The organism is Tengunoibacter tsumagoiensis (assembly GCF_003967535.1).
Taxonomy (GTDB): Bacteria; Chloroflexota; Ktedonobacteria; order Ktedonobacterales; family Ktedonobacteraceae; genus Tengunoibacter; species Tengunoibacter tsumagoiensis.
The window spans coordinates 999,617-1,013,831 of record NZ_BIFR01000002.1; the positions used below are offsets into that span (position 1 = coordinate 999,617).

General features: G+C 44.4%; 6 protein-coding genes and 2 pseudogenes. 5 read left to right on the plus strand and 3 right to left on the minus strand.

The genetic code is table 11. The features are described 5' to 3' along the window. Positions 1-3,078, plus strand: a complete 3,078-nt coding sequence (locus tag EL628_RS24400) for a type I restriction endonuclease subunit R (RefSeq protein WP_126582614.1) — start codon at positions 1-3, stop codon at positions 3,076-3,078. A 2-nt stretch (positions 3,079-3,080) separates the two neighbouring features. Further along, positions 3,081-3,797 carry a M48 family metallopeptidase gene (locus tag EL628_RS24405; protein WP_126583604.1) on the plus strand — a complete coding sequence of 239 codons (717 nt, stop codon included), beginning with the start codon at positions 3,081-3,083 and terminating at the stop codon, positions 3,795-3,797. 22 nt (positions 3,798-3,819) lie between these two features. On the opposite strand, the gene EL628_RS24410 is transcribed toward EL628_RS24405, so the two are convergent. Together EL628_RS24410 and EL628_RS24415 are read right to left on the minus strand one after the other, a co-directional pair. Next, positions 3,820-7,605 carry a helicase-related protein gene (locus tag EL628_RS24410; RefSeq protein WP_126582615.1) on the minus strand — a complete coding sequence of 1,262 codons (3,786 nt, stop codon included), beginning with the start codon at positions 7,603-7,605 and terminating at the stop codon, positions 3,820-3,822. Positions 7,606-7,623: 18 nt separating this feature from the next. Beyond that, the gene (locus EL628_RS24415) at positions 7,624-10,755 is read right to left on the minus strand and encodes a hypothetical protein (protein ID WP_126582616.1); all 3,132 of its coding nucleotides are present in this window, start codon (positions 10,753-10,755) and stop codon (positions 7,624-7,626) included. A 1,377-nt stretch (positions 10,756-12,132) separates the two neighbouring features. On the opposite strand from EL628_RS24415, the gene EL628_RS24420 reads away from it, so the two are divergent. The 3 genes and pseudogenes from EL628_RS24420 to EL628_RS24430 all read left to right on the plus strand — a co-directional run bounded on the left by EL628_RS24420 (position 12,133) and on the right by EL628_RS24430 (position 13,615). Beyond that, entirely contained in the window at positions 12,133-12,432 is a 300-nt protein-coding gene (locus EL628_RS24420) for a hypothetical protein (protein WP_126582617.1), read from the plus strand. Beyond that, positions 12,433-12,630 (plus strand): annotated as a pseudogene (locus EL628_RS31130) (DUF4145 domain-containing protein); the annotation flags it as partial. Between the two features lie 58 nt (positions 12,631-12,688). After that, positions 12,689-13,615 carry a Card1-like endonuclease domain-containing protein gene (locus tag EL628_RS24430; protein WP_126582619.1) on the plus strand — a complete coding sequence of 309 codons (927 nt, stop codon included), beginning with the start codon at positions 12,689-12,691 and terminating at the stop codon, positions 13,613-13,615. Positions 13,616-13,827: 212 nt separating this feature from the next. On the opposite strand, the pseudogene EL628_RS24435 reads toward EL628_RS24430, so the two are convergent. After that, positions 13,828-14,109, minus strand: a pseudogene (locus tag EL628_RS24435) (helix-turn-helix domain-containing protein); the annotation flags it as partial. Positions 14,110-14,215 lie beyond the last annotated feature (106 nt).

Below are 14,215 nucleotides of genomic sequence, written 5' to 3' on the forward strand. Positions count from 1 at the left end.
ATGAGCACCGTTGGCCGGCCTGAACGGGCCACGCAGGATCATGTTATCGAGCTTTTCAAGCAGCTGGGTTACACCTATCTGGGCAACTGGATCAATCGCGTGGCCAATAGCAATCTAGAGGAGGGCCTGCTGCGGGTCTATCTGCGGCGGCAGGGCTATAGTGAGATCCTCATCAATAAGACAGTGGTCACGCTGGAGAAGCTGCTCAAGGATCAGATTTGCAGTCTCTACGATATCAACAAAGACTTTTATGGGCTGTTGCGCTATGGAGTCCATGAAAAGGCCGATGTCAGCGAGAACACTGAGACCGTCTGGCTGATCGATTGGGAGCATCCGCTCAATAATGATTTTTCTATCGCCGAAGAGGTCACAATTACCGACGGCAACGAGAAGCGGCCCGACATCGTCCTGTATGTCAACGGCATCGCCCTGGGTGTACTGGAGCTCAAGAAATCAGTCACCTTTGTCAGCAAGGGCATCCGACAGAACCTGCTCAACCAGAAGCGGGAGTTTATCGGCTCGTTTTTTTCGACTGTTCAGCTGGTCATGGCTGGCAACGAGAGCCAGGGGCTACGCTATGGCACTACTGGCACCAGCGAAAAATATTATCTGACCTGGAAAGAAGCCAGTCCGGTCGAAGACCAGCTGGATCGTGGTCTGCTGCAGCTCTGTGCCAAAGAACGCCTGTTGGAGATCATTCACGACTTTACCATTTTTGATGGTGGCATCAAAAAGCTGTGTCGACCCAACCAATATTTTGGTGTACGAGCAGCCCAGGAGCGCGTACGCAAGCGCGAGGGTGGGATCATCTGGCACACCCAGGGGAGCGGAAAGAGTCTGACTATGGTCTGGCTCGCCAAATGGCTGCGTGAAAACATACATGACTCCCGTATCCTGATCATCACCGATCGCGAGGAACTGGATGAACAGATCGAAGGCGTCTTCCTGGGTGTCAACGAACAGATCTATCGCACAACAAGCGGTCCGGATCTGATTACGCAACTAAATAAGACAACCCCAGCGCTGATCTGCTCGCTGATCCACAAGTTCGGCAGAAAGACCGACCGTCAGAGCGACGAAAACGACAAAGCTGCCGTCGAAGCCTTTATTAAAGACGTCACAAACAGCCTGCCATCTGGCTTTAAGGGCAAGGGCAACATCTACATCTTTGTCGATGAATGTCATCGCACTCAATCGGGCAAGCTGCACGAGGCCATGAAAGCCATCCTGCCCGGAGCCATGTTTATCGGCTTCACCGGCACCCCGCTGCTCAAAAACGACAAAGACAGCAGCATCGCCACCTTTGGCACCTTTATCCACACCTACAAGTATGACGAAGCTGTGCGCGACGGCGTCGTTCTCGACCTGCGCTACGAGGCCCGCGACATCGAGCAGAGCCTCAGTTCGCCCGCAAAGGTTGATCAATGGTTTGAGGCCAAGACTAGAGGACTCAACGACATCGCCCGCGCGTATCTCAAGCAACGCTGGGCCACCATGCAAAAGGTCCTCAGCTCGCAGGATCGGTTGGAAAAGATCGTCGCCGACATCTTGCTCGACATGGAAGAGAAGCCGCGTCTCATGAACGACCATGGCAACGCCATCCTGGTCGCAGGCAGCATCTACCAGGCCTGTCGCTACTACGAAATTTTTACCAGCAAAGGCTTCAAGAAATGTGCCATCATCACCTCCTATAAGCCCGGTGTCAAACACATCCAGGACGAAGAGAGCGGCGAGGGCGAGACCGAACGCTTGCAGCAGTACGACATCTACATGAAAATGCTGGGTGGCAAATCGATCGAGAAGTTCGAGGACGATGTAAAAGAGCAATTCATCAAAGAGCCGGGCCAGATGAAGCTGCTCATCGTCGTCGACAAACTGCTTACCGGCTTTGATGCTCCCTCCGCCACCTACCTGTATATCGACAAAAAGATGCAGGACCATGGACTCTTTCAAGCCATCTGTCGCGTCAACCGTCTGGACGATGAAGATAAAGACTACGGCTATATCATTGACTACAAAGATCTCTTCAAGAGCCTGGAAAGCTCCGTCAAGACCTACACCTCAGAAGCCTTTGCCGGTTATGAGCAGAGCGACGTCGATGGACTGCTCAGCGACCGCATCACAAAGGGACGTGAGCGGCTGGAGGATGCACGGGAGGCCGTCAAAGCGCTCTGCGAGCCTGTGCAGCCACCAAAGGGCAGCGCCGAATATCGACGCTACTTCTGTGCTCGCGACGCCAACAACGAACTGACAGCAGAGAGCGAGCCCAGACGTTTAGAGCTCTATAAGCTCACTACAGCCCTTGTGCGAGCCTATGCCAACCTGGCCAATGACCTTCCCACTGCTGGCTATTCAGCGCAAGAGATCGAGACCCTCAAACAAGAGGTTGACCACTACGAAAAGATCCGCCAGGAGATTCGGCTCAGCAGTGGAGACGCCATCGACCTCAAAATGTACGAGCCAGCCATGCGCCACCTGATCGACACCTACATTCGGGCCGAAGACAGCGAGGTCATCACCACCTTTGAGAATGCGGGTCTGCTCCAACTGCTCGTCGAGCGCGGGCCAGCGATTGTTGATAGCTTGCCAGAGGATCTCAAAGATCCGGAAGCCATGGCTGAAGCCATCGAAAACAATACACGGCGTGTCACCATCAACGAGCGGCCTCTGAACCCGGTCTACTATGACAAGATGTCCGAACGGCTTGATGCATTGATCAAACTCCGGCAGGAAGAGGCCATCGAGTATAAAGAGTACATTCTGCGCATGCAGGCCCTGTTGAGTGAGTTAGGAAATCAGGGCAGCAGCGGCTCCTATCCTCATTCTATCAACACACGTGGCAAGCAAGCGGTGTATGATACAATACAGCGGTACGGCACAGAGCATCAGGAGCAATCGCTTGATAGTGAGAGCCTGACCAACGGCATCAGCGAGGAGATCCGAGTCAGTGCTCATCATGGTTGGCGAGGGAACCAGATGAAAGAGCGAAAAATGTTTGCTCTTCTGCACAAATATATTACCGATGAAGAGTTATGCAACCAGATTCTCAAGATCATGAAGGGGCACGCAGAGTTTTAAGTATGCATCAGATTACTGTGAATGGCTATGTTGTGGATGTGGTGAGGAAAGATATCAAGAACCTGCACCTGGGCGTGTATCCACCGGAGGGCCGGATCCGAGTGGCAGCCCCGTTGCGCGTCAACGACGAGGCCGTCCGGCTCTTCACCATCTCGAAGCTCAGCTGGATCAAGCGACAGAAAACCAAGTTCATTGACCAGGAGCGTCAGACCGAGCGTGAATATGTCTCAGGCGAGAGCCATTATTTTCAGGGGCACCGCTATCTGCTCAATGTCATCTATCGACCAGGCACTCCACAAGTCGTTTTGCGCAACCACAAATATATCGACCTCATCGTGCGACCTGACAGCAACACCTCCGATCGCGAGCGTGTGCTGTTGGGTTGGTATCGTCAGCAACTGAAAGCCGAGATCCCCGCTTTGTTGGAGAAATGGGAAAAGATTATTGATGTGCAGGTCGCCGAATGGGGTGTCAAGCAGATGAAGACGAAGTGGGGGACCTGTAATAGCAAAGCGGGGCGTATCTGGCTCAACCTGGAGCTCGCCAAGAAACCTATGCATTGCCTGGAGTACATCATCGTCCACGAACTAGTCCACTTGCTGGAGCGGCACCATAACGAACGCTTCCAGGCATACATGGATCGTTTTTTGCCGTTATGGCACCACTACCGTGAAGAACTCAACCGGTCACCGCTGGGACATGAGACCTGGGAGTATTAGAGAGCGTAAAATGCTTTGTGGACTACTCATCTTTTGAGCTCATTAATAACATGTTAATGATATTAAGCTCTTGAGACATAAAGAGATACCTTCCTGTAAACATCTTGCTGCGAGCTTCATTAAGGGTGAGGCTGCGGAAAACAACAAATGGGAACTCTTCATAGCCTTTACCAATAGGGAGAACGCTATCAATTGGATAGAGTGCTCGAAGATAGCGTTCCAGTAAGGTCCGAAACGATTGGCCTTCGTTGTCGTCCTCATAATCTTTTTTGTGAGAGAAATACTCTTTCATCGTATCATAAGCGAGAAACGTAACGAGTGGAAGTGCAAAGTGCTGATCTGTATGGTTGCTTTCTTGCTCATAATGAGGATCTTTATGATCGGTCACCGTTGCTAATGCTTGAAGAAGCGTAATACCATCGCGTAGTGCGAGCTGAAAACTGGGAGGGCTGATCGGATGAGTAATGAGCTCACGCATAGCTTTAAGCAGGTCAAATTTGCGTCTTTGATCGCGTTTGAGTACTTGTTCTACCTGCATCCAGTAAGCTTCTTGTATTGACATATTAGCGATAGGAATAATCAACATATTTCCTGCTATATGGCCGGGTTCCATCACTGCATAATCGAGAAGTCGATCAAAACCTTGACGTATTCTGTTCTGGAAATCCAGGGTAAACGTGGGAATGCGAGGAATATAGTGCTCTTTTTTCTGATCGCTCCTTTTTGTAAGATCAGCTGGGCGCAAACTAATACGTGCGTGTTCAAGAAGAAGAGAAATACTTTCGTGTATATGCAGAAGGTCGCGGATGTCAGGATTGCTATAGTAGAGGTTTTGTGCTTCTTTAATAAGACGATTCATACGTGACGTGAAAGTCTCTCCTGCTGCATTGACTGACTTCCCACCAATTGGTATCATAATAAAATGCTGGTTTATCCCCAACTTCATACTCCCAGAGATGCGTGTCATCATTGAAAGCTTCAGAATGAGCAAAATATTCAGGATATTGAGCATACTTTCGCGGACTGAGACCTCTCGATCCATGTCTTTTGTGTAGACGACACGATCAGTCAGATAGAACGTAAGGTATTTCTCTGCCTGATCCAGTTCTCCTCCTCTGCCTCGGTAGATAACCTGCAAAATTTCCATCAAGTTCTGCTCAATCTCAAAATGTGGTATTTCAATAAGGATATGAGTAGCATTCGGAAAAGAAAGCCCACGGCTTGCTGATGCCGTCATAAAGACGACTTTCACTTTTGTTCGATATTTGGCAATCGCATCTCGACCATTTTCTGAAAGATTAGCATTAATTTCTAGATAGTGAATGTATAATTCAAAAGCAGCGCGTTCTTTTTTGACCATTTGGATTAAGTCTGCCAGGCGTTTTTTATTCTGGATATAAACTAGAAGTTGGGGGGTGTCTGTACTATCTAATGCGCTGATGATATCGGCGCAGATCCGACTTTGCGTTCTTTTTTGAAGTTCCTTACTGCGATCAATAAAGGTCGTCTCATCATAGATCAAGGTATCGACGCCGATGCGATACGTGATATGAAGTTTGTTCGCGGGATAGGCATTGGCATTGATGACGGCAGCGCTTCGCGTTTTGAAATCGGTATAGTCAAGACTGAGTGGTGCCATTTGTTGTTTTTGTGCTGGATTTATACGGCGGAAGTAGACTTTATCGGGTTCGTAAGTTGTATCTCTAAGATGTTGTTGGATAATTTTTGGATCGACAATAGAAGCATCTGCAACAATAACCTTAGTATCAATATATGGTGATGTGAATAGCTCATATTGCTCTAGAAAGGAATGTAATCCATGTAAGAACTCGACGCCGCTCTCATCTCCCGTAACCTCATCAATCATGATAAAAAAGTGTCTTATTTTATTGCCTAGCTGCTGGATCTTTTGAGGGATAACCTCGCCTTGCGGACCGCGCAAGCCTTTGAAGATCTTATCAAAGTGATGAAGTGTACTGCCCTTTTCTGTGCCTAAACGTTTGAGCGATTGTATAGCTACCGTAGCAACGATAGCATGGCTTAAGGGTTTCTCTAAAGTTACATGAATTGCGCTACAGAGGCTATCAAGAACACCACTTACACTATTGCCTTTGTCGATTAATAGCCCTTCTTGTATTTCTTCAAGATGCTGTTTTTTTGTTTTTTGTCGTTTAGCATCTTCGCTATCAGCGTGGATAAAGGAAATATTCTGTTCCACAAACGTATCCATACGTTGTTGTGAATAGTAATGAACCGCTTTTTGTGCTGCATTGTTGCGAATGATTACGGAATTTGTCGTCAATCCAAATAAATGCTCGCAAGGGGGTTGGCCTGTATTCTCGCGAAATTTCTCTATAATATCAAGATTGACCTGTTTGCGTGGGCTAATGTAGAGAAATAGAAAGCCCTCTCCATTTTGCTCTGCTTTTTTCAAAAAATTCACAATAGCAGTTGTTTTGCCAATACCCGGGTTACCTGTTAAGAACACATAAGGATGTGACGACTGAAGAGTTTTTGTAACCAGTGCAGCGTGGGAATCAAGGATCGATTGCCCTTCATAGTCTTCTGGCTGGAGAACCGTTTTCGCTAGTGGATTGAGAGATTGAGCACTCAAAGGTGCGCGAGTATTGATAAATTGATCAAGGGTTTCTTGATGTTCTAGCCAGCGTATACCATCGCCTTTGTCGACCAGATGGAGCAGATTCGAAGTGAAGTCGCGTCCTTTTTCAAAGCTCCTTGATGCTGCTTTCTGGACATCAGCAAGGACTTTATGACGAGCTTCCTTAATGGTTGTACTACTGATATTTTGCTTATAAATTTCCGCACACTTGGCAAGCAGATCAACCTGGCTCTGGTTCACTGACATGGCATTAATGGCGCGATCCGTATAACCAATGATATTGAAGAGAACTTCATCATCAATTTGAAGTATGCCCTTTTTGAGCAGAAAGCCATAGAAATCGTACGCATAGCTGGCAGCTTGAATAAGTTTGGAGGTTTCTTTATCTTCGCGTTTGAAGGCTGTAAAGTAATTTTTGAGCTGTTCCGACAGAATATTTTCTGGAGAAGTTGTTGATGTATCAGCATCAATACTCAGATTTGTAAAGACGCTTTTAGAGCGCAGATAGCGGAGTTCAGCTTCCAGCATACGCTTAATATTATCGACATTTCTAAGGTTACGCGTCTCATCCAAACTAGCCAGAGAGAAGATTGAAAGATCAAGGCAGAGGATACGCCAATGTTTTCTGCCATACCGAAGGAGCAGCAGTGTATCAGCTTTCAGAAAATTGCCCTTTCGGCTATGTTCACGCCTCTCTTCGCTTGTTGTAAGCGTTGGTAAGCCTTGCGCGATCAGCTGATGCATGAGATCTTGAGCCGCAACCTCCTCATTTTTGACGAACGTGTTCAGGCTGTTTTCATCATGAAAGTTGCATTGTAGATAGACAATATGCCTTTTTAATTTAGGCCGATCCTTACTAAAGGAGTGAAGATATTCTCCAAAGAGGTTCAAACCAGCCAGAAAACCTTTTTGTATAATATAGAGCATCCACAGACGAAGAGAGTCTTTATCCAATTCGCCAAATACACCAGTGCGTTTATACATGTTTTCTACGAGAGCAGGGAAGCGGAGTTGGTGAAGATCCTGCTTATATACATCACCGAAGTAATGTGTAATTTCTTTGTGTTGGCCAATGGCCGTAAGGAAGCCCGTATTGAAGCCAACTTCGAATATCCTGCCTAAATTCTCAGCAAATTGGCTATGAATTGGTGCTTTCTCATCATTTTTTTCATTTTTGTTCTCACGCATATATTGACCCTTTGACAATTATTTTGTATGAAGAACTGCACGCACCAATGTTAAAAAAGCGAGTGAATTGAAATGTACATTCCCTTTCATAGCAGGGAAGATTGCATCTTTACTAACCGATGAGTCTCCGATAATATCCATATATGGATCGAGCTTGAAGCCAAGCTGACTGGATTTTTCATAGCGGGCAAAATGGAGAAGGGTAAGAAAATCCAGAATATCAACCTTTAAAGAATTGGGAAGTGGTTCGCTTAGCAGATCAGCCCAGATATACTGATCGTAGCTTGGATCATCGTACATGTTAATCAAAGTGGCATAGGAAATCACACCATTGTAAATAGCTGTTGGGTTAACCTTGATGCCGCTAAATAAATTGAAAAAGATAAGAGATTGCTTGCTTGGGTCTTTAGCGACAGATGTTAATTCCCCAATGTCATCTATGTAGAGCGAATCAGCTTTGAGATTTGGTTTGCCTGGAGATTGTAAAGCGTTTTTGCGATTAATAACATAATATTTATCATAGAAGATGGGATAAACCTTAATGTCATTGTCAATAGAACGCATTGACTGAACGACATCTTTATTCATGAAAAAGAGATCTTCTTTACCTGTATCAGAAATATGGAGAGTGCTCGTATAAGGGGCACGGGCAACATATAAGAAGTGTTTGTAGCCAAGAGCGTGGCATTGTTTGACTTGTTCCAACAACACATGTGGTCTTTGAAACATATCTTCATTATTCTGATTAGCTGAAAAAGTCGAGAGTGTTTGTAAACGCATTGAGCCATCTGGTTGACGTTCAATGCCAATGACTTTGCCAAGAATGGTGCCCTCGTAATACTGAGGTGAATGTATATTTTCATCGCATTTGCGGCTAGAAACAATGATAATGGCTAATTTTTGTAACATACTTGCCGGGTTATAATGCGAGATCTGTTGTGTACGGCGAAAAATGATAGGAAGCGCAGAATAGAGCGAGTGGAGAGCATTTTTCAGTTTAAACGCATGTTCGCCTCGTGCTGTATCAAGGTAAAAACCTTGAGATCCGCTAGTATAATCCACAGATAGCATATGGCTCAAAACTTTCATGAGGGAATGGATGAACGTTTCGTCTGTGTATTGCTCATTGCCTTCATCTGGTAGTTGTTCCTCAGAATGAATAGTCAGGAGAGGGCAGAAAATTTCGCGCGCCTGAATCTTTGATACACTTCCAGCGAGTATATCAAGAAACAAGTAGGCCAGTAGTGTGTAGGTAAAACGATAGACGAACGCTTGAGCGGGGTCTGAATGGACATGGGGCCGATGTCGATAATAGAGAAAAACGCGTTTGACATCCCTGTACACATCCTTATATTTCTGAGCTAATTTGCCTCCCATAGGCACAAAGAAGACGGGAAGAACTTGAATATTTTTCGTTTCATGAGTAATAGTAAATGTTTCGGCAGCATCAGCTGTAGGATAGTAATAGATAGGTTCAAAGGTCAAACGGAGTGGTAGTTTGCAGAGCGCTTCTGTACTGGTGCTATCTTCTTTAACTGAAACATATTTAAGCGCTTTCTTGCCGTTATAGCCATCAAACGTATCCTGGAAAAAAATATTATTCATGACCATTTTATTCACATCTTTTATCAAGATACTTTTATCAAGACTGAGAACAAGAGGATCTTCAAAGCGTTTCGGTCCAATGCTTGACTGTGTTAAGAAGGCAGTCAAAAGCGATTTTAAGATCTCGATATTGCCGCTTACTTCGGGCGTGGTAATTTCATTTTTCAATTGCTGGAGTACTTGTATCTTCTCAATATCTTTCCCATCGCGCAGGATTGGGAGTAGTTGTTGTTCAAAATAGGCTCCAGCTCGGAATGTATTGTTTCTCATCTCCTTAAAAACGAAACAGTAAAGCAATGCCACTTTTACTACTTTCTCATAAAAGCGTTTCGGTGAGCGAGCTCCAGCCAGACGGGCTGTGTAATCTGTACTCTCTGGATCAAGGAGAGAGGTATTGTACTCAAAGACAGATTTGCCGCTCCCTCCATGTACATTGACAGCACCATTCAGCTTGAGCTTAATGCCAGTTGTGAAAGTTTTAGTTTGATGGTTCAGGTCAGTACTTTCTCCCAAAAAACCATCAATTTCGGTGATGATCGGAAGTTGGTCAAATGCATCTGCACGTGAGAAAATATCGCGATAGTTGTAGGTTTGCCCACCAAAAGAAACGTCGTAGTAGCCATAGTCTTTCTCTTCCTGGCGAATGTAGGCATCCAGCCCCTGGAGCCGTTTTATAAGGTTATTAAGTAAATGCAGTCCCTGATATTGCCTTTCTTCGTTATCATTTCTTGCTGTTTTATTGATAATATCTTTTTTCCATTCTTTTATTCCGTTGAAGAGATAGCGAAGATATCGGACTTTCGCGTCGCGGTAGATGCGAGCGACAGACTCTTTGATCAAAACAGTTCGCAACTGACTAAAATTAGATGTAGGCTGTGCAATCTCTTCTCCCAATGCTTCGCGAACCTCTTCAATATCATCATCCTGGCAGTTTTCCTGTTGTGAAAGATAGTTACAAATGTTGTCTATAATCTGCTGATGGAAACTACCAATATTACCTACAGTAAGTGTCAGCTTATGGGCTTTGAGCCAGGGAGTTGACTCTGGTTTGTGCGCATGGGCGTGCAGACGTTTTTTCTCTAAAGACTGCTCCTTAGATAAAGGGTAATTCAGACCAGTTGTTTGGTTGTTGGCAAAATCCTCCATAGGGGTGAGAAGCTGGTTGGCAAAATGTTCAAGTGAAGTTTGGCCAGTACCAGCCTTAATATGTGCGAGAATTTGTTGATGAAGTTGTGGCTGAATTTTATCTTTCAATTGTACATGAAAGGCGCTTTTTTCAGCGAGTGAGAGTGCATGAACAGTTGCATAGCTCATACCCTCTTTTATTTCAAATGGATATTCGTTACTTTTTGCGAATTGAACTGCGACTTTATCGGCAAGAGCATCGATGTCGAAAGCAATCAGATCTGTTTTCACATGAATTAATCGTTCTGGTGAACCCTGTTCTGAGGAAAGCTGTTTAATTGCTTGGGAGATAGCGCTAAGAATTTTCTCATAATTTACGGGGGCTAAATGATGTTCAATGACTTCAATGTTATTACTCATAGATAGTATTGTAAACTTCTCTTTGTCTTTAGAAGAGAAGTGTTGGCTCCTTCCTGAATTTTCCATCTTTAGAAACAAAGAATATAGCACAAAACTTGAATAACTCTTAAGGCATGAATGATAACATATGTCAAAATAGAGCGCAAGTATCACGTTTGTTCTATATGACAATTTACTGATTTCTGTAGATATATTTAATACTCTTATCAGAAAATCTACGTGCTTACGCTTCAGCTGAAAGGGAGATAGAGTACAACTTCGTTTTATGTGATACCATCTTGCTGTTTGGTTAAATAATTTATTAGTAATAAATGCCTAAAATTCCAGTGTGTGGATACCGGAGCCTGGCGAATCCGCTCAATGAGATAGTGTTCAGCAGCAATACTGGTATCTGGTGATTGTGCGCGCATATTCTTCCCCGTTTTCTTAAAATGTACGCTGTATCTGGTGGTGTGTCAATAGAAGGAGATGTTCATGTTTTTCTCACTTCTATACGAATGTATTTTAGAGCATGTCAGTGGGCGGAGGATACGTGTCAACTTGTTCTCGGATACGACGTATGACACCAGGTGCATTCAATGCATCATCTGTGGCCCGATGATGTCCACATTCCTAAATACCCAGTTCAGGATGCTACCTTAGATCATCTTATTCAACAATTCGCCTTGTTATCTGGCATCTACAAAGCGATCGACTCTCGTATACTGGTCTCTTTACAAGTCTATAGTCATCCCATTTGGTATGATATGAAATAGCTTCGGTTGTTACAAAATAATTTTAATGTGTTCATAATTATCGTTGCCACAAAAATATGGTAAAATACTTACCAAGTACTATATCAACGTTCTTCTTTTAACCCGATCACTGATCGTTTTTCCACTGTGGTCTCTCTTCCTCAATGAAGAAGGGAGGGTGCTCCAGGAAATCCTGGTCTCTTGAGAGAAGAGTGAACAGACTCTTTGAGAGTGATGCAGGAGCGTTTTTTATACATCAGGAAGATAAGACTCGCAGTGTCGTTTTGATTGATGGAGAGAATATATCTCTGCGCTTTGCCAATTTTTTCTCTTTATACCTGCTCGAGAAGGGCTTTTTACATGTGTCTGCATCTATGAGGATGCCTCGGTTCTCAAGAAATAGCAACCAACCATTGATGAACGTGTATTTGATATCTGAGAACATCAGATTGGCAAAATCTTCTTCTCTTTGCGAAGCAGTAGGGAGGATTTGCGATATGTGCCTGGCAATAGCAGTAGCAACGCTATCAGGTTCATTTTTTTTGTGGCTTCAGGGGAGTAGAACAAATAGGTGAAGCATGCCAGACCTATCGTAATAGGAGAATTGAAAGGGCTTCAATTACGGTAGAAAAGGAAGAACAATATGCCCATAAAGATGGTCGTACAATGCTGCGGTCATTGTGGAAACAAGACTGCTTTTACGATTGCAGCTTCTGGATCGCAACCAAATGGCATGTTCATTCAAGAAAAAGAAATCACTATCTGGACAACCTGGCGTGTTTTGTTATGCTCAACGTGTGCACAACCTACGCTAGAACGCGATATACAGAAGGTAAAAGGATCAACAGGATCTATTCCCCCAGGAAGGAGTGAGTCTCCAGAGGTGCTCTACCCTGTTGAGCAGTCAATCCACTGGCGGCATATTCCTCCCAGAGTTCAGTAGATGTATGATGAAGCACAAAGAGTGGAGAAAGTGTCTCCTCGTTCGTGTGCGATGATGGTGGGTTTAGCCCTCGAGGCTATTTGTGAAGCTGAAAAAGCCAAAGGAAATACATTATCGGAACGTTTGCAGAGCCTCGCAACGCTAGGACGTATTCCTGGCACGTTGGCGGAAATGGCTCAGCACCTCAGGCACTTTCGGAATATGAGTGTCCAGTCGTATAAAATAAAGCAAGTAAGAAAAAGAAAGATAAAAACGTATGACTATGATGATCGCTCTGGTAGGAGATCAGCCACAGCCAAATTTTCTACCAGCATTACACTATCGTCCGGATACCATTCTGTTGGTTTACACACAACAAAAGCAGGAAAAGTACGAATACTTAAAAATAATGCTTGAACAACAAAGGTTTACTATCATTGGGTTAGAAACGGATCCTTATAATATCACTACGATAGTAGCCGCTTTAAAAGAGAAGATTGCTGAAATAGTTGCATTGACACCTCAACCATTGATATTCAATTTGACCGGTGCGACAAAAATCATGTCACTGGCAGCCTATCAGGTTGGAGAACAATGTAATGCATCTGCTTTGTATATGCAGAGTGAAGGTGGACAAAGTAGAGTTGATCACTATATCTGGCAACGCCACCAGCTTCTTTATCAGAAGCAAGAAATATTACCAGAGCACCTCCATCTGCGTGATGTACTAGACCTCCAACTCGGACAAGGAAAAGAGCGATGGGAAGCAAAGGGCCCAAGCAGTGATGATAAAAATTATGGCCATCTCTTTGAATTGGCGATTGCACAAGCACTACGAAATCATGGTTATGAAGTCATGTGTGGTGTCAAAGGGAAGAATAATCAGATCGATATCGATGTTATGGTTAGGTACGAAAATCAAGTAAGTATTATTGAAGCAAAGACTTCTGCAACAGGGTCGGTGACTAATCTTGATGCGGTTAAACAACTTAGTACTGCATCAAATTATTTAAGAGGAACATATATTAACTCATTTCTAGTCATTAATGGCAAAGCATCAAAAGATTTAGCGATGATGTGTGGTTTATTGAAAATTCCTATCATTTCCCTACCACATTATAAACGAGGTGCAACGGCTTTCTCTTTGTCTGAGGAAGATAGCAAGACATTGCTAACTGAAATTGATCGCAAAATGAAGAGATGAGTGTGAGGATCGAGGACCAGCTCAAAGCCAAAATCAATGACGAGAAGAGGATGCTCTGCAAGGAACGCCTACAACTCCTGGCTGTAGATAATGCCTTCTTGAAGGCGTAAAAAGGGACATTTTAAGATGGGCAGTCATAGGCCGCTCTGTAGAACTTCTGTGTGAAGAGCGCTGTTGGAGCCAGATATTGATGATGGACCAATCAAACAAGCTCAACACTTGCTCCAGACCTTTGTCGAGAGGGCTTGTTTTGATATTAACATATAAGGAAAAGAACGTTCGGTAGCGTTGGAGCAAGTCCACTCTTGCTCAGCAAAATCCTCGGAAACATCTTCAATGAGCACGTTCACAGGAACCGCAAGGGCTTTGGCAAGTTTATTGATTGTTGTCGTCGCAACTTCACGATAGGGGTCTCGATAAATAGCTCGTAGGATATTGGTCGCCATATCAGCAGCCCTCGCCAACTTCCCCTGACTTAAGCCTTTCTTCAGCGCTACTTCTTTTACTCTTCATCTTAACATACTTGGATTGTAACAAGGAAATACGCTGAGTAGAAGCTCCTTTATAGGTATATCTTTGTAGCTATTACTTCGTAAAGAT

Bases quoted from the DNA above. Each gene is read 5' to 3' on its own strand.
- EL628_RS24400 (WP_126582614.1), top strand. From the start codon at position 1: ATGAGCACCGTTGGCCGGCCTGAACGGGCCACGCAGGATCATGTTATC.
- EL628_RS24405 (WP_126583604.1), top strand. From the start codon at position 3,081: ATGCATCAGATTACTGTGAATGGCTATGTTGTGGATGTGGTGAGGAAA.
- EL628_RS24410 (WP_126582615.1), bottom strand. From the start codon at position 7,605: ATGCGTGAGAACAAAAATGAAAAAAATGATGAGAAAGCACCAATTCAT.
- EL628_RS24415 (WP_126582616.1), bottom strand. From the start codon at position 10,755: ATGAGTAATAACATTGAAGTCATTGAACATCATTTAGCCCCCGTAAAT.
- EL628_RS24420 (WP_126582617.1), top strand. From the start codon at position 12,133: ATGCCCATAAAGATGGTCGTACAATGCTGCGGTCATTGTGGAAACAAG.
- EL628_RS24430 (WP_126582619.1), top strand. From the start codon at position 12,689: ATGACTATGATGATCGCTCTGGTAGGAGATCAGCCACAGCCAAATTTT.